Origin of the sequence: Pelagibacterium nitratireducens, assembly GCF_037044555.1 — a bacterium.
Lineage (GTDB): Bacteria > Pseudomonadota > Alphaproteobacteria > Rhizobiales > Devosiaceae > Pelagibacterium > Pelagibacterium nitratireducens.
Genome location: NZ_CP146275.1, coordinates 1752603 through 1767456, shown reverse-complemented (window position 1 = coordinate 1767456; position 14854 = coordinate 1752603). Strand labels below are relative to the sequence as shown.

The window sequence follows — 14854 nt, the reverse complement described above, 5'->3', positions numbered from 1 at the left end:
TCCCAACCAACGATAACCCTATCGCCTGTGTTCCCTATCTATTCCAGTCCCAGCTTGGCTTTCAGGATTTCATTGACCGTCTGCGGATTGGCCTTGCCGCCGGTCTGCTTCATGACCTGACCGACAAACCAGCCCAGAAGACCCGGCTTGGTCTTGACCGCTTCGACCTGGCCGGGATTGCCGGCAATGATCTCATCGACGATCTTTTCGATCGCCCCGGTATCGGAGACCTGCTTCATGCCCCGCGATTCAACCAGTTCGGCCGGATCGCCGCCTTCGGTCCACACGATCTCGAACAGATCCTTGGCGATCTTGCCCGAAATCTCACCCTTGGAGATCAAATCCACGATGCCGCCGAGCTGGCCGGCATCCATCGGGCTGTCATCGATGGAAAGCCCTTCCTTGGACAGGCGTCCGAAAAATTCGTTGATCACCCAGTTGGCGGCCAGCTTGCCATCGCGCCCCTTTGCGACGTCCTCGTAAAAATCGGCATAGCGCCGATCCGAGACCAGAACAGACGCATCGTAAGGGGTGACGCCATAGTCCTGGACCAAACGCGCGCTCTTTTCGTCCGGGAGCTCGGGCAGGTTCTCCGCGAGCATGGCGATGAAAGCGTCATCGAATTCGAGCGGCAGCAGGTCGGGATCGGGGAAATACCGATAGTCGTGCGCTTCTTCCTTGGACCGCATCGACCGGGTCGTGCCGGTCTTGGGATCGTAAAGCCGGGTTTCCTGATCGATCACCCCGCCATCTTCCAGAATATCAATCTGGCGGCGCGCCTCATATTCGATGGCCTGGCCGGCAAAGCGGACCGAATTGACGTTCTTGATCTCACAGCGCGTGCCGAATTCGCCGCCGGGGCGACGAACCGAAACGTTGATATCGGCGCGCATCGAGCCCTGCTCCATATTGCCGTCGCAGGTGCCCAGATAACGCAGGATCGTGCGCAGCTTGGTGAGATAGGCCTTGGCTTCATCCGACGAGCGCAGATCGGGCTTGGAGACGATTTCCATGAGCGCCACGCCCGAGCGGTTGAGATCGACAAAGCTCATATTGGGGTGCTGATCGTGAATCGACTTGCCCGCGTCCTGTTCGAGATGCAGACGCTCGATACCGATTTCGACCTCGCCGTCTTCACCGAGGTCGAGCATGACCTTGCCCTCGCCGACGATAGGGTCCTTGAACTGGGAAATCTGATAGCCCTGAGGCAGATCGGGATAGAAATAGTTCTTGCGGTCGAACACCGAGCGCTTGTTGATCTGGGCCTTGAGCCCCAGCCCGGTGCGCACGGCCTGGCGCACGCATTCCTCGTTGATGACCGGCAGCATGCCGGGCATGGCGGCATCGACAAACGAGACGTTGGAATTGGGCGGATTGCCGAATTCGGTGGACGAGCCCGAGAACAGTTTGGACTCCGAGGTCACCTGGGCATGCACCTCCATACCGATGACCATTTCCCAATCGCCGGTGGCGCCGGAGATGAAATATTTCGGGGTGGGGGTGCGTGTATCGACCAGTGTCATGGAAGCGAAGACCTGCTTGATTGCTCAGGCGCGAGAATGCGCGGAAATATGATGTGGGGGATAAAACAATTGCCGCCGTCAGGCTAGTGGGCCGTGACCACCAATTGCTTTTCCATGCGCACTTTTTCGACGCGCTGGCCCAGCATGCGGGAGAATTTGACCCCGCGCCAGACGATCCCATACCCCTCGCGAGCGTAAAAGCGGATGGCTCCACCATTTTCCGCGTGAGTTTCGAGCACGGCGACATCGTGCCCGGCGCGGAAAATGTCCTGCTCGACGGCAGAAAGAAGTGCACGGCCAATGCCGTTTCGCTGATGGGCGGGGGTGACCCAGAGATCGGATATATAATCACTCATCGGCTCGCGGGCACCCCAGCCCGTCAGCTCCCCGTCATGCTCGGCCACCGTGATCGCGTCGCTGGCCGTGATGCAGAACAGCTGGAACGACAGCTCGAGCGCGGCACGTTCGGCAGCTATTCCCTCTTCGGATTCAGGGCTGATGATGTGGCGCATGCTCGAATCCCAGGACGCAAAAGCCAGCTTGCCGAGCTTGTCGGCTTCGGCGATGGAGGCGCGGCGGAGGATCAGATTGTCGAGCATTTCCCTTGGCGCTCTATTTTTTCCGGGTCCGGGCAATGATGATGCCCTTTTCGTAGTTGATGTTCCAGTCAATTAATGTGCGCCAGAGCAATTCGGCCTGATCTTCATCGAGATCGAGATCAAGAGCCTGGGCCCGTCGCTTGGCGACAATCGCCTCGATCCGGGCCGGATCGTTGGCCTCATGGGGATCGGTCTTGATCTCGGCCATCCGCGTCACATAGCCATGCCGCTCGGCAAAAAGTTCGATCAGCGCGTTATCGATCCGGTCGATCTCGACGCGCACATCGTCCTTGGTTTCACAGTCGGCGGGCAGTTTTATGGCGGTCATTGCAGTGTTTCCATTTTGGCAGTGATGCAGGTGTGCATCGGCGGACGACAATTTTCAACCACCCTATTCGGCCCACTTGCCTGCCGGCAGCCACCGGTCTAAGCAACCACCTGATGTGTAATCTGTCTGAGCTCCGCTGAGGCCCGGTCAAATAAGGCTGGGCTGAAAATCGAACCCACCGTCCTCCCTGCGTTATGCGGGCGGCACGGTTTCGATCGGCTGGCGGTCCTTTCCGCCAAATTTGCAGACACACTTTCATGGACATTTCCCGAGACGAACAGCGCGTGCTGCACGCGTTGGCACAGGGCGGCTACATCCAGCCGCTCAAGGACGCACGCGGCAAAATCGCCGACATCGAGTGCTATAACCGCGACGGCTGGCTTTTGACCCAGTGCGACATGACGCTGTTCAAGAAGCTGCGCCGCCGCAAGACCATCGCCTCTCAGGGTGGTGGCCCCTACCGGATAACCAGGCGGGGCGTGATGTTGGTGCGCAGTCAAACCGACAACCGCTGAACGATGCCGATGGACCGGCGCGGCAAATCGTCCGCCGGTCCAGCGGACCGCGGTTATCGCAAAACTCAAAGACGGCATGGGGCAATGAACGCTCCGCATGATTTAGTTTTTATATGAAGCGATCATCGCCCCACGCATCCGGGGTTTTTGGCTTATGGCGGCGTCTCGGGCTGGGGTTTGTCGGGATGGCACCATCGCTGGTGCCTTCCGCGGTGCCCCTCTCCCTTTCGGGAGTACGACGTGGACTCCCATCCTCGCCCGGCCATCCGTCCGCTTTGGGCCTTCCCTGCGGCGACCCGCATGGAACCCGGATCGGCCTGTCGGATGGGATCGAAGTGCCCGGAGGCCAATGCGGTCCTAAGGCTCGGACCCATGCTTCCCCTTTCTCCATCCTGCCCTCACCGGAAGCTCGTATGCATCCTCGTCTCTGGTGCGGCCGTGAGGGGAGAATGCCATGAGGGACTGGGGACGGGGATAAAGTTTTTTACGCAGCGTTTCCAACTTCACTCACATCATCCTCGGGCTCGACCCGGGGATCCGCAGGGCGTCCACTAGCGCAGCAGAAATGGTGCGCCTTCGCGCTTCATCGGTCCCCAACCCCTTCACCGGCTTCCCGATGCAGCAGATCCCCGGGTCGAGCCCGAGGATGACGATGGGGGGAAGTGAGTGGTGGTGATGGAGCCGGGAGCCTGCCCAACTCCCATCGCTGTCCCGGACGCGATCCGGGACCCAGCAGCATCGCCGCCGCTCCGGTGCGGGAGGAGAGGCACATGGACCTCGGCGTTCGCCGGGGAAGCGAGGGGGGAGCGTGAGGCCGCCACGCGGCTTCTCCCACAGGCAGCGTCGCAGATCCCTGGGCAAAGCTCCGGGATAACTTTGGGGGTGAGGCGAGTGCCGTCGGCGGCTAATGGCGTGGCGCTTCGGACAGCGTCATGGCGATATGCTCCCATTCCTGGGAGACCGACGGCGCGGCCCGGCGTTTTCCGGAGCGGCGGTACCAATAATCGGCGTTCCCCATATCGGCTTCAATCCAGTGCAGCAGGGCGTGAACCCAATCGAAGGCTTCGACGCCTTCCATCTGGACCACGATCCGGTGGGCCTCCTCCCATTCCGGTCCCATGCGGAATTCGCCCTTGCGAATCCACCAGAGCGCCTGAAGCGGCATGCTGAGATCCTTGGGCGGAGCGGACCAATCGTGGGTGGTGAAGATATCGGACATGAGTTTCGTGCATACCGGTAAACAGTTGAAAAGGTGAGTTAGCCGCTAAGGGCCGTCAGTGCAACATGGTGGCTCAGCGGGCCCGCGGAAAGACCCTGATGCCCAAAGGCCGCACCAGATCGGTCAACTGGTCGGCCGAAACCCTGACGCCTTCAAAGCTGGTGAGCCCGGTTACATCGAGGCCGAGCAGCGTAGCTTCGCGCAGATCGGTATTATCGAGAATGGCGCCGTTGAGATTGGCTTCGGAAAGGTCCGAGCCACGCATGTCCGCGCTCGAAAGCGTTGTCTGGCGCAGATCGGCCTGGCGCAGGCTGCATTCGGAAAACACGCAGTCTTCAAGCCGGGCCTGGCGGAAATTCGACATATCGAGCTGGGTGCCGATGAAGCGCACGCGGGAAACCGCGACCCGGCCCGAGGCCTTGGCAAACCGCGCATCCTCGAAATCTGCCCCTGCAGCCTTGCAATGTTTGAAGGTCGTATCGAACAGGCTTGCCAGCCCGAATTTCGCCGTCGCCAGATTGCAGTTCTCGAACGTCGCGCCCTCGAAATCAGCGCGGGAGAAATCGCAGCCCTGCCGGGTTTCGGCATCAAAGAACGAGCAATTGGAAAATGTCGCATCGGTGAAATTGGCGCCGCCGAACCAGGCCCGCTCGAAGGTGCAGTTTTCGAACTTTGCACCTGCCAGCTCGGCATCGGTCAAATGGGCATCGCGGAAGGCGCAATGGCGCGCATGCAGCGCGCCATCAGGGAGGTCGGACCAGTCGATCGCCGAGAGATCGGCATTCTCGACGGGCTTTTTGGCAAGGATCAGCTCTTCGAGCTGCCCCTGGGTCATCACCACCATTTGGCGGGGGCCAGATCGAGAGCGGCGCTCTTTTCAATGACCCGACCGGCGGCAAATAGCGTTTCTTCGTCGAACGGCTTGCCGATGAGCTGTAGCCCGAGGGGAAGCCCCTGCCCGTCCTTGCCGGCGGGAACAGCAATGCCCGGCAGACCGGCCATGTTCACGGTCACCGTGAAGATGTCGTTGAGATACATCTTGACCGGATCGGCGTGCAGTTCCTGATCGGCGATGCCAAAGGCCGCCGAGGGCGTGGCCGGGGTCAGGATGGCATCGACACCAGCGTTGAAGACGTCCTCGAAATCGCGCTTGATGAGGGTGCGGACCTTCTGGGCACGGACGTAATAGGCGTCGTAATAGCCGGCCGAAAGCACGTAGGTGCCGATCATCACGCGGCGTTTGACCTCGCGACCGAACCCTTCGGCGCGGGTCAATTCGTACATGTCGGTGATGTCCTTGCCCGAAACGCGCAGACCGTATTTGACGCCGTCGTAGCGGGCGAGGTTGGACGAAGCTTCGGCGGGGGCGACGATGTAATAGGCCGGCAGCGCATATTTGGTGTGCGGCAGGGAAATGTCCTTGACCGTCGCACCTTCGGCTTTCAGCCATTCAAGGCCCTGGGTCCAGAGCTTTTCGATCTCTTCGGGCATGCCGTCCATGCGGTATTCGGCCGGAACGCCGATGGTCATGCCCTTGACGCCCCGCTCCACCGCAGCGGCGAAATCGGGGACGGCCATATCGACCGAGGTGGAATCCTTGGGGTCGAACCCGGCCATCGACTGCAGCATCAGGGCCGTATCCTCAACGGTGCGGGCAATCGGCCCGGCCTGATCGAGCGAGGAGGCGAAGGCAACGGTGCCCCAGCGCGAGCAGCGGCCATAGGTCGGCTTGATGCCCACGGTGCCGGTGAACGCCGCTGGCTGGCGGATCGAACCGCCGGTGTCGGTGGCCGTCGCGCCGGCGCACAGCCATGCGGAAACGGCGGCGGCGGACCCGCCAGAGGACCCGCCGGGCACCAGATCCTTGTTGCCGCCCTCCCCGCGCCAGGGATTGACCACGGGGCCGTAATACGAGGTCTCGTTGGACGAACCCATGGCGAATTCGTCCATGTTGAGCTTGCCCAGCATGACGGCACCGTCGGCCCACAGGTGCTCTGTGACCGTGGATTCATATTCGGGCTTGAAGCCATCGAGGATGTGGCTGGCGGCCTGGGTGTGGACGCCCTTTGTGGCGAACAGATCCTTGACGCCAAGCGGCACGCCTTCGAGCATACCATTGTCGCCGGACGCGATTTTGGCGTCGGATGCCTTGGCCATCTCGCGCGCCTGCTCGGCGGTGACGGCGACATAGGCGTTGAGCTTGTCGTTTCCGGCCTCGATGGCCGAAATATAGGAATCGGTGGCTTCGAGCGCCGTGAATTCCTTGGCGGCGATACCATCGCGCAGGGCTTTGAGGCTCAGACGGGTAAGATCGGTCACGGATAAATCCTTAGATCAGGGCCTTTTCGTAAAAGGCTGAATATTCGCTATCGGGATAATCGAGAAAGGCGCCGCAACGGGTAAAGCCACCGCGCTCGTAAAGCCGCCAGGCCGGTTCGAACCCGGCCACTTTTCCGGTTTCGAGCTTGAGCATCGTAACGCCCTTTTGGCGGGCAAGCGCCTCGATGGCCTCGAGCAGCGCGACGCCGATGCGCTGGCCACGCACTTGTGGCAGCGTATACATGCGCTTGACCTCGGCCATGTTCTCGCCGAACGTTTTGAGAGCGCCCATGCCCACCGGCTGTCCGGCCGCATCGCGGGCGATGAACACCGTGGTGTCCGCACCCGCCATCTGTTCGACGGTCATCTGGAACTGAAACTCTGGCGGTGAGAGCGGGTTGAGGTAGGCGTTGAGCGCCTTGACCAGCGCCCGCACCTCGTCGGTCAACGGCGTCTCGATGGCTATGGTTGCGGCCACGGCCTACTCCACGACCTTGGGGACCATGAAGAAATTGTCTTCCGAAATCGGCGCGTTGGCGACGATCCGATCAGCATACCCGCCATCGGTCACCGCGTCATCGCGGCGGCGCAGGGTCATGGGGGTCACCGAATTCATCGGCTCGACGCCTTCGACATCGACCTCGCCGAGCTGTTCGACAAAGCCGAGAATGGCGTTGAGCTCACCCTCATAGGCGGCGACTTCGTCTTCGGTGATCCGGATGCGGGCCAGACGCCCGATGCGTCTTACTGTATCGGCGTCGACCGACATAGCTATCTCCTGGCAAGCTTGGTGTTGAATGGGCTTTTAGCAATGGGCGTCCAGCAAACGCAATCGGCAAATCCGCCCATCGGAAGGCTTTATGGGTTCGATCGATCCGTCTTACACTTCCACCGCGAGCCGGGGCTCAAGGACGATCAGGCTCGTCTGGCCCAGGTTTGGCACGAGTGCGTCGAAGGCGATGTCGATCTCTCCATCGTCGACGGCCAGCGCAATGAGGCGCGGCCGGGCGATATCGAGCAAGGCGGTGCCGTGGGCGGCGCATTGCGCACCCGATCCGGCGAGGACGATAACGCCATTGTCCGCGAACCCATTCCATTGCGCGCCGACCCCGGCGTCTTCGAGCACCAGCAGCCCCTCATCGACCGAATAGGCAACAAGACTGCGCGCGCCGAACCGGTAAAGGTCGAGCCCCTCATCACCCTCGTCTTCGTCGATCAGCCGCGGGCGGCGGCGCGGACGCCATTCTTTGGCGTCGAACTGGGCAAGATCGGAACTCTGGGCCGAAATAACTGTCTGGGCTCCGGCGATCAGTTCGGTGCGATCGATCCCCTCGGGAGCGCCCTCGACATGAGTAACAATGATCCGCCCCGCGATCTGGACGCGGAAGGTCATATCGGCAAACCAGGTGATCTTCATTCCATTTCCCTTGCCAGTGCGGCGCAAACTGCTGATAAGCCGACAGAGAAATCTCCGCAAGGAACCTCGAAATGACCGATGCCCCCTATGCCCTCGCCGACCTGCGTCCTGCGGGCAAGCTGATGGGGCTCGATCTGGGTACGAAGACCATCGGTGTGGCGATCTCGGATTCCCTGCGCATGGCGGCCTCGCCGATCGAAACCATCAAGCGCACGAAATTTACCGCGGACGCGGAGCGCCTCCTGGCATTGATTGCCAAAAACAATGTGACGGGCATCGTCATGGGCCTGCCGCTCAACATGGATGGCAGCGAGGGGCCCCGCGCCCAATCGGCCAGGGCGTTCGTGCGGAATCTGAAGCAAAAGACCGATCTGCCGGTCGTCTTCTGGGACGAGCGCATGTCCACAATGGCGGTCACCCGCACCATGCTTGAAGCCGATCTTTCGCGCGCCAAGCGCGCCGAAGTGGTCGACAAGCTGGCCGCCAGCTACATTTTGCAGGGTGCGCTGGACCGTTTACGCCGCAACTGAGCGACGCGTTGCACCCGGAGGTTTGCCAAAATACTGCCGGAAGGCCCGGCTGAAAGCGGCCTCGGATTGATAGCCGGCCGCCCGAGCCACCATAGCCAACGGATCGGTGGTTTCCATGAGCCGCGCCCGGGCCAGATGCAACCGCCATTGCCCAAGATAGGCCATGGCCGATTGCCCCAGCCGCGCGCTGAACCGCGCCGAAAAGGCAGAACGCGACATACCCGCCTGGGCGGCCAGTTGTGCGAGCGTCCAGTCGGTTTGCGGATAGCGATGAATGGCCACTAACGCCCGCCCCAATTGCGGATCGCGCAACGCGGCAAGCCAGCCCTGTTCGCTTTCGGGCGCCGAGTCGAGCCAGGTTCGGACACCCTGAATGACCAGAATATCGGCAAGCCGCGTCATGACGATTTCGCCCCCCGGCCTGAGCGAACTCGCTTCGCGCGAAATCAGCCCCAGCGTGCTCCGCACCCAATCGCCAAGCGACTCATCCCATCCCTCGATCCGGATAACCCGTGGCAAAACGCTCAGCAGTCGCTGCCCCGCAACACTGTCGAACTGCACGACGCCCGCCATGGCGCGCGTCATCTCCCCGCCTCCACCATGGGTCATCAACTCATAGCGTTCGCTGATCTTTTCGACCGGGAGGTCGAACAGTGGCTCTGCGTGGGCACCCGTCTCGCTCAGCAGTTTGAAACTGTCGCCATGCGGAAGCAGCACCATGGTGCCAGCCGAGAGCGGCACACTCTCATCGTCCATTTCAGCAATGCAGCGTCCAGCGGTGACAATCACGAAGATCATCGAATCGATGAGCCTGGGCAGGACGATCCCCCAAGGCGCCGTCATGGTCGCACGGCAATAGAGCGTGCCTGTGAGCCGCAACATGTGAAGCACTTCGCCAAGGGGATCGGCCAGCGGCGCGGGTTGAAAGCAATCGTCCATCTCCAAAAACTAACCCAGCGCTTTCCGATAGTCCACATGTTTAGACGAACCGCAAATATATCCGGTCGAAAAATCATTGTTCGTCCAGACCATTCGCCTGACATTGGCATTATCGTCAACAGGAGACAGAAAATGCCAATCGACAATCCAATCCTCGTCATCGGTGCCACCGGCAAAATCGGCTCCCGCGTCGCCGACCGCCTTGCCGACAACGGACATCCCCATCGGGCCGTTTCGCGTTCCACGGCACCGGTATTCGACTGGGAGGACCCGGCAGGCTGGGCAAGAGCCATGGAAGGCATGCACAGTGCCTTTGTCACCTACGTGCCCGACCTGGCGGTTCCCGGCGCACCCGAAATCATCGAGCGGTTCGCCACGACCGCTAGGGCTCAAGGACTTCGCAAGATCGTTCTGCTTTCGGGGCGCGGCGAGCACGGCGCCGAGCTGTCCGAGGACAGGGTACGCCGGAGCGGACTTGACCATGTCATTGTGCGGGCAAGCTGGTTCAACCAGAACTTCGATGAGGGCCAACTGCTCCCTTCGGTTCTCTCGGGCACGCTGGCGCTGGCCGCCGACGACAGGCTCGAGCCCTTCGTGGACGCCGACGACATCGCCGATGTGGCCGTCGCCGCGCTGCTCGATGAGCGCCACACCAGCGAGACTTATGAGGTGACGGGACCGCGACTCATGACATTTGCCGATGTCGCAAGGGAGATTTCGGCCGCATCCGGACTGGACGTAACCTACATCCCGCTCAGCGTCGAAGACTTCCACGCGGCCCTGTTGCCCGTCATCGGCAAAGACGATGCCGATCTTCTCGCCAATCTCTGCGCCGAGGTGTTCGACGGACGCAATGAATGGCTTGGCGACGGGGTTCAGCGCGCGCTGAGGCGTGAGCCGCGAGACTTTGCCGATTATCTTCGCACCGCAATCGCCAATGGCGCATGGCAGCAGGCAGCATGATCGCCCGGCTCGAAAGCGGCTATCTGTTACTGGCCGGAGTGGTCGCAGCGCTGACCGGACTGGGTATGATCGCCCTGCCCGGCGCCTTTTATGGCAGCTACGGTATCGATCCGGCGGCTTCGATCGATCTGGCCAACGAGTTACGTTCGCCAGGACTTTGGCTCGCCTTGATCGGGTTCATTATCGCACGCGGAGCGTTGAGGCCCGATATGCGACGCCTCCCGCTCGCCACCGCGGCTGCCTTTTATCTCAGCCATGCCGCAGCACGAGGCTTGGCGATCGCCGCGGACGGTCCGCCCGGACCCGGCCTGATAACTGCGATGACATCAGAACTGCTGCTCGGCATCGCCGGCGCGCTTTTCTGGCGGCGCAGACATGCCGAGGGGCTCGGGCTCCCATAATCCGGGAATCACAGAAATCTCGCTTGCGACCCTTGCCGCCCCCGCCGCCATACGGTAGGGACCGGCAGTCGCAAGTGGGACATCAGATGGCACGACGACAGCCAGAATCTTCGGACACGCAGGCCGGCGCGTCCGGTTCCTTTCTTCCTTTCCGCCACAGGCATTTGTTGGGAATCGCCCAGCTCAATCCGGTCGAGATCATCGATCTCCTGGACCGGGCCGAGGCGATGATCCCCATTTCGCGACAGCGCAAGACGCTGCCGAGCCTGGCGGGCAAGACCCAGATCAATCTGTTTTTCGAAAATTCGACCCGCACTCAGGCGAGTTTCGAGATCGCCGGCAAGCGGCTGGGCGCGACGGTGATGAACATGGCCGTGCGCACATCATCGGTGGCCAAGGGCGAAACGCTGATCGATACCGCAGCGACGCTGAACGCCATGCAGCCCGACGCCATCGTCGTGCGGCACGGATCGTCCGGCGCGGTGGAATTGCTGAGTCAAAAGGTCGAATGCGCGGTGCTCAACGCTGGTGACGGTGCTCACGAGCACCCCACACAGGCCCTGCTCGATGCGCTGACCATCCGCCGCCACAAGGGGCGGCTGAACGGGCTGACCGTGGCGATCTGCGGCGATATCGCCAATTCGCGCGTTGCCCGCTCGAACCTTATTCTTCTGGGCGCCATGCAGGCCCGTACGCGGGTCATCGCGCCAAAATCGCTGCTGCCGCGCGGTGTCGAACAAATGGCCTCGGAAGTCTTCACCGACATGGAAAAGGGCCTCGAAGGCGTCGACGTTGTGATGATGCTGCGGCTGCAGAACGAACGTGCCTCGGGCGGCAAGCTGATCCCATCGGTGCGCGAATATTACCGTTTTTACGGGCTCGATGCCGACAAGCTGGCCAGAGCCAATGCCGATGCCCTGGTCATGCACCCTGGCCCCATGAACCGGGGCGTGGAAATCGACCCTGCCATTGCCGACGGCCCGCAATCGGTCATCACCGAACAGGTCGAGATGGGCGTCGCCGTGCGCATGGCGGTGCTCGATGCGCTGCTCAACAAGGAGGAAGGCCGTGAATAAGCCCTTCCTTATAAAAAACGCGCGCATCATCGATCCCGCCAGCAATGCCGATTTCACCGGCGCGGTGCTGATCGAAAACGGGCGCATATCGGACATCGTTGAGGGCAAGGCGCCCGGAGCACCCGACAAGGCCGAAACCATCGATGCAAAAGGGCTGGTGCTGGCGCCGGGTCTTATCGACATGCGGGTGTTTACCGGCGAGCCCGGCCACGAATACCGGGAGACACTCAAGAGTGCCGGCCGCGCTGCCGCAGCGGGCGGGGTCACCTCGATCCTCGTCATGCCCGACACCCAACCTGTGATCGACAACAGCGCGCTGGTCGAATTCATCGCCCGCCATGCCGAGGCGACCACCTGCGTCAACGTCCTGCCAACCGCTGCAATCACCACGGGCACCGAGGGCAAGGACCTCACCGAATTCGGACTGCTCAAGGAAGCGGGCGCGGTGTGCTTTACCGAGGGGCGCAAAGCGCTCCAGAGCAGCGCGGTGATCCGCGCCGCCATGGTCTATGCCACCAATTTCGATATGCCGATCATGCACCTGCCCGCAGATGCGCACCTGGTTTCCGATGGGGTAATGAATTCGGGGCCGCTGGCCACCTTCCGGGGGCTCAAGGGCATTCCGGCAGAAGCTGAAACCATCCCGCTCGACCGCGACCTGCAACTGGCCCTGATGACCGGCGCGCGCTACCACGCCGCAGCCATCTCGACGGCCCGTTCCGCCGAACTGGCTGCATTCTACAAGCAGCGCAGCAATGCCATTTCGGTCGGCGCTTCGATCAACAATCTGTGCCTGAATGAAAACGACATCGGCTCGTACCGCACCTTCTTCAAGCTCAACCCGCCCCTGCGGACCGAAGACGACAGGCTGGCGCTGGTCGAAGCGCTCAAGGACGGGACCATCGACGTTATCGTCTCCGATCACGACCCTCAGGATGCCGAAGGCAAGCGCCAGCCCTTTGCCGACGCCGCGACGGGCGCCATCGGGCTCGAGACCCTGCTGGCCGCCGCCATGCGGCTCGTCCATTCAGGTGATGTCGATCTGATGACCATTCTGCGCGCCATGACCGCGCGGCCCGCTGAAATTCTGGGAATAGAGGCCGGGCGGATCGCCAAGGGCGCCAAGGCCGATATTTGTCTTTTCGATCCGGACTATCCATGGATTGTCGAGGAAGCTACCATTCGCTCGCGTTCGACCAACACCACGTTCGAGAACGCCCGCATGTCGGGCAAGGTCATGGCGACCCTGGTCGGCGGGCGCGTTGTTTATAGAGAGGAAGCCTTCGCATGACCCAGTATGCGCTGGCCCTTATATTGGGGTATCTGCTCGGCTCGGTTCCGTTCGGATTTGTGATCACCAGAGCAGCCGGGCTCGGAGACGTCCGCACCATCGGTTCGGGCAATATCGGCGCAACCAATGTGCTGCGCACCGGCCGGCGCGATATCGCGGCGCTAACCCTGCTCCTCGATGCGGGCAAGGGTGCCGTGGCCGTGCTGGTCGCCAACTGGCTCTGGGGCCAAGAGGCCGCGATGATCGCCGGCGTTGCGGCCTTCATGGGCCACATCTTCCCGGTCTGGCTGGGCTTTAAGGGCGGCAAGGGTGTAGCAACCTATGTCGGCATCCTTCTGGCCCTCAACTGGGTGGTCGGGCTGATCTTTTGCGCAACCTGGCTGCTGATCCTGTTCGCTCAGCGCTATTCCTCGCTCGCCGCCCTCACTGCCGCGGCCACAGCCCCGATGTTTGCCTTCGCCTTTTCAGGCGTGCCGCTGACCTGGGTCACCGGCATCCTTTCGATCGTGCTGTTCATCACCCATCGCGAAAACATCATGCGGCTGGCCAGAGGAACCGAAAGCAAGGTTGGCAGCAGCAAAAACGCCGGGCAAGGCTAGGCCGAATAGATGACGCGCTCGAGTTTGACCCCATCCCAGCGCGTTTCATGGCTCCGACTTATCCGTTCGGAGAATGTCGGGCCGACAACCTTCCGCACGCTCATCAACCGGTTCGGCTCGGCCGACGCCGCGCTTGACGCCCTGCCCCATCTGGCCCGGCGCGGCGGCGGCCAGCATGTCGGAATCCCGAGCCGGGACGAGGCCGAAGACGAAATCGCGCGCACCGAGGCAATCGGGGCGCGGCTGGTTACAATCAATGACCCCGACTATCCGCCCCATCTGCGCCACGTCGCCGGGCCACCGCCTGTTCTGACCGTGATGGGTGGCACCGCTTTGACCGGCAAGCGGACAGTGGGCATCGTGGGTGCACGCAACGCCTCGGCCGCCGGACGCCGCATGGCGCAGCTGCTCGCCACCGATCTGGGGCGCGAAGGCTATGTCATCGTTTCGGGCCTGGCGCGCGGCATCGATGCGGCGGCGCACCACGCTTCGCTTCAAACCGGGACCGTCGCCGTGATGGCTGGCGGTCTCGACCACATCTATCCCCGCGAAAATGAGGACCTGGCCCGCGCCATTGTCGAGGCGGGCGGCACGCTGGTCACCGAAATGCCGCTCGGGTGGGAGCCCCGCGCCCGCGATTTCCCCCGCCGCAACCGGCTCGTGGCCGGCATCTGCCTTGGCGTGGTCATCGTCGAGGCCGCAAAGCGGTCAGGATCGCTGATTACCGCGCGGCTGGCACTGGAACAGGACCGGGAGGTCTTCGCCGTGCCCGGCTCGCCACTCGATCCGCGCGCCGAGGGCGGCAATCACCTCATCCAGCAGGGCGCAAAACTGGTGACCGGCGCGCGCGACATCGTCGCCGAACTCACCCATGCCGATCCGGCGCGCCTGCCGCTGTTCGAAAAAGAGATCACGGATTCATCTCCCCCCGCCGCCACGGCGGACCCATCCGAGGACGAACGCGGGCGCCTGATAACAGCGCTCAGCCATGCCCCCACGGCCACCGACATGCTGATCGAGGCGACCGGCATTGCGGCCCCGGTCATGCAGATCCTGCTGCTCGAACTCGAACTGGCCGGCCGGATCGAGCGCTCGGCCGGTCAGCTTTTCGCGCTCAGGGCGTGAGGGTGCGCCT

The 14854-nt window shown here is 62.3% G+C and carries 18 protein-coding genes; 8 read left to right on the top strand and 10 right to left on the bottom strand.

Features of this window, described 5'->3' with window-relative positions:
• Positions 1-38: 38 nt before the first annotated feature.
• From gatB to V6617_RS08890, 3 genes are all read right to left on the bottom strand, one after another.
• Complete coding sequence (gatB, locus tag V6617_RS08900) at positions 39-1523, bottom strand: Asp-tRNA(Asn)/Glu-tRNA(Gln) amidotransferase subunit GatB (RefSeq protein ID WP_338610542.1); 1485 nt, start codon at positions 1521-1523, stop codon at positions 39-41.
• 83 nt (positions 1524-1606) lie between these two features.
• The gene (locus tag V6617_RS08895; protein ID WP_338610540.1) at positions 1607-2122 is read right to left on the bottom strand and encodes a GNAT family N-acetyltransferase; all 516 of its coding nucleotides are present in this window, start codon (positions 2120-2122) and stop codon (positions 1607-1609) included.
• A gap of 13 nt (positions 2123-2135) precedes the next feature.
• The gene (locus V6617_RS08890; RefSeq protein ID WP_338610539.1) at positions 2136-2450 is read right to left on the bottom strand and encodes a chorismate mutase; all 315 of its coding nucleotides are present in this window, start codon (positions 2448-2450) and stop codon (positions 2136-2138) included.
• 257 nt (positions 2451-2707) lie between these two features.
• Between V6617_RS08890 and V6617_RS08885 the strand changes: the two genes are divergently transcribed.
• The gene (locus V6617_RS08885) at positions 2708-2965 is read left to right on the top strand and encodes a YjhX family toxin (RefSeq protein WP_338610538.1); all 258 of its coding nucleotides are present in this window, start codon (positions 2708-2710) and stop codon (positions 2963-2965) included.
• Positions 2966-3869: 904 nt separating this feature from the next.
• Here V6617_RS08885 and V6617_RS08880 read toward each other — a convergent pair.
• The 6 genes from V6617_RS08880 to V6617_RS08855 all read right to left on the bottom strand — a co-directional run bounded on the left by V6617_RS08880 (position 3870) and on the right by V6617_RS08855 (position 7920).
• A complete protein-coding gene (locus V6617_RS08880) occupies positions 3870-4184 on the bottom strand; it encodes a hypothetical protein (RefSeq protein ID WP_338610537.1) in 315 nt (104 codons plus the stop codon).
• A 73-nt stretch (positions 4185-4257) separates the two neighbouring features.
• Positions 4258-5028: a pentapeptide repeat-containing protein gene (locus V6617_RS08875; RefSeq protein WP_338610535.1), complete on the bottom strand. Its 771-nt coding sequence runs from the start codon at positions 5026-5028 to the stop codon at positions 4258-4260.
• The gene (gatA, locus tag V6617_RS08870; RefSeq protein ID WP_338610533.1) at positions 5019-6503 is read right to left on the bottom strand and encodes an Asp-tRNA(Asn)/Glu-tRNA(Gln) amidotransferase subunit GatA; all 1485 of its coding nucleotides are present in this window, start codon (positions 6501-6503) and stop codon (positions 5019-5021) included. The genes V6617_RS08875 and gatA overlap by 10 nt, the downstream gene beginning before the upstream one ends.
• A gap of 10 nt (positions 6504-6513) precedes the next feature.
• Entirely contained in the window at positions 6514-6981 is a 468-nt protein-coding gene (locus tag V6617_RS08865) for a GNAT family N-acetyltransferase (RefSeq protein ID WP_338610531.1), read from the bottom strand.
• A 3-nt stretch (positions 6982-6984) separates the two neighbouring features.
• Positions 6985-7272 (bottom strand): Asp-tRNA(Asn)/Glu-tRNA(Gln) amidotransferase subunit GatC, encoded by a 288-nt coding sequence (gene gatC / locus V6617_RS08860; RefSeq protein ID WP_338610529.1) that lies wholly within the window; start codon positions 7270-7272, stop codon positions 6985-6987.
• A 111-nt stretch (positions 7273-7383) separates the two neighbouring features.
• Positions 7384-7920 carry a hypothetical protein gene (locus tag V6617_RS08855; protein WP_338610526.1) on the bottom strand — a complete coding sequence of 179 codons (537 nt, stop codon included), beginning with the start codon at positions 7918-7920 and terminating at the stop codon, positions 7384-7386.
• 71 nt (positions 7921-7991) lie between these two features.
• On the opposite strand from V6617_RS08855, the gene ruvX reads away from it, so the two are divergent.
• Positions 7992-8450, top strand: coding sequence for a Holliday junction resolvase RuvX (gene ruvX / locus V6617_RS08850; protein ID WP_338610524.1), 459 nt, complete (start codon positions 7992-7994; stop codon positions 8448-8450).
• Here ruvX and V6617_RS08845 read toward each other — a convergent pair.
• The gene (locus V6617_RS08845) at positions 8436-9332 is read right to left on the bottom strand and encodes an AraC family transcriptional regulator (RefSeq protein WP_338610522.1); all 897 of its coding nucleotides are present in this window, start codon (positions 9330-9332) and stop codon (positions 8436-8438) included. The two genes, ruvX and V6617_RS08845, sit on opposite strands and share 15 nt — an antisense overlap.
• A gap of 189 nt (positions 9333-9521) precedes the next feature.
• Between V6617_RS08845 and V6617_RS08840 the strand changes: the two genes are divergently transcribed.
• The 6 genes from V6617_RS08840 (at position 9522) to dprA (ending at position 14844) form a co-directional block, all read left to right on the top strand.
• Positions 9522-10352 (top strand): SDR family oxidoreductase, encoded by an 831-nt coding sequence (locus tag V6617_RS08840; RefSeq protein WP_338610520.1) that lies wholly within the window; start codon positions 9522-9524, stop codon positions 10350-10352.
• A complete protein-coding gene (locus V6617_RS08835) occupies positions 10334-10753 on the top strand; it encodes a DUF4345 domain-containing protein (RefSeq protein ID WP_338610518.1) in 420 nt (139 codons plus the stop codon). The genes V6617_RS08840 and V6617_RS08835 overlap by 19 nt, the downstream gene beginning before the upstream one ends.
• Positions 10754-10839: 86 nt before the next feature.
• A complete protein-coding gene (locus tag V6617_RS08830) occupies positions 10840-11829 on the top strand; it encodes an aspartate carbamoyltransferase catalytic subunit (protein WP_338610516.1) in 990 nt (329 codons plus the stop codon).
• Complete coding sequence (gene pyrC, locus V6617_RS08825) at positions 11822-13120, top strand: dihydroorotase (RefSeq protein WP_338610514.1); 1299 nt, start codon at positions 11822-11824, stop codon at positions 13118-13120. Before V6617_RS08830 ends, pyrC begins: the two co-directional genes overlap by 8 nt.
• Positions 13117-13719, top strand: a complete 603-nt coding sequence (gene plsY, locus V6617_RS08820) for a glycerol-3-phosphate 1-O-acyltransferase PlsY (RefSeq protein ID WP_338610512.1) — start codon at positions 13117-13119, stop codon at positions 13717-13719. Before pyrC ends, plsY begins: the two co-directional genes overlap by 4 nt.
• Before the next feature lie 9 nt (positions 13720-13728).
• A complete protein-coding gene (dprA, locus tag V6617_RS08815; protein WP_338610510.1) occupies positions 13729-14844 on the top strand; it encodes a DNA-processing protein DprA in 1116 nt (371 codons plus the stop codon).
• Positions 14845-14854 lie beyond the last annotated feature (10 nt).

Coding starts and splice junctions, on each gene's coding strand:
- gatB (WP_338610542.1), bottom strand. CDS start 1,523: ATGACACTGGTCGATACACGCACCCCCACCCCGAAATATTTCATCTCC.
- V6617_RS08895 (WP_338610540.1), bottom strand. CDS start 2,122: ATGCTCGACAATCTGATCCTCCGCCGCGCCTCCATCGCCGAAGCCGAC.
- V6617_RS08890 (WP_338610539.1), bottom strand. CDS start 2,450: ATGACCGCCATAAAACTGCCCGCCGACTGTGAAACCAAGGACGATGTG.
- V6617_RS08885 (WP_338610538.1), top strand. CDS start 2,708: ATGGACATTTCCCGAGACGAACAGCGCGTGCTGCACGCGTTGGCACAG.
- V6617_RS08880 (WP_338610537.1), bottom strand. CDS start 4,184: ATGTCCGATATCTTCACCACCCACGATTGGTCCGCTCCGCCCAAGGAT.
- V6617_RS08875 (WP_338610535.1), bottom strand. CDS start 5,028: ATGGTGGTGATGACCCAGGGGCAGCTCGAAGAGCTGATCCTTGCCAAA.
- gatC (WP_338610529.1), bottom strand. CDS start 7,272: ATGTCGGTCGACGCCGATACAGTAAGACGCATCGGGCGTCTGGCCCGC.
- V6617_RS08855 (WP_338610526.1), bottom strand. CDS start 7,920: ATGAAGATCACCTGGTTTGCCGATATGACCTTCCGCGTCCAGATCGCG.
- ruvX (WP_338610524.1), top strand. CDS start 7,992: ATGACCGATGCCCCCTATGCCCTCGCCGACCTGCGTCCTGCGGGCAAG.
- V6617_RS08845 (WP_338610522.1), bottom strand. CDS start 9,332: ATGTTGCGGCTCACAGGCACGCTCTATTGCCGTGCGACCATGACGGCG.
- V6617_RS08840 (WP_338610520.1), top strand. CDS start 9,522: ATGCCAATCGACAATCCAATCCTCGTCATCGGTGCCACCGGCAAAATC.
- V6617_RS08835 (WP_338610518.1), top strand. CDS start 10,334: ATGGCAGCAGGCAGCATGATCGCCCGGCTCGAAAGCGGCTATCTGTTA.
- V6617_RS08830 (WP_338610516.1), top strand. CDS start 10,840: ATGGCACGACGACAGCCAGAATCTTCGGACACGCAGGCCGGCGCGTCC.
- plsY (WP_338610512.1), top strand. CDS start 13,117: ATGACCCAGTATGCGCTGGCCCTTATATTGGGGTATCTGCTCGGCTCG.
- dprA (WP_338610510.1), top strand. CDS start 13,729: ATGACGCGCTCGAGTTTGACCCCATCCCAGCGCGTTTCATGGCTCCGA.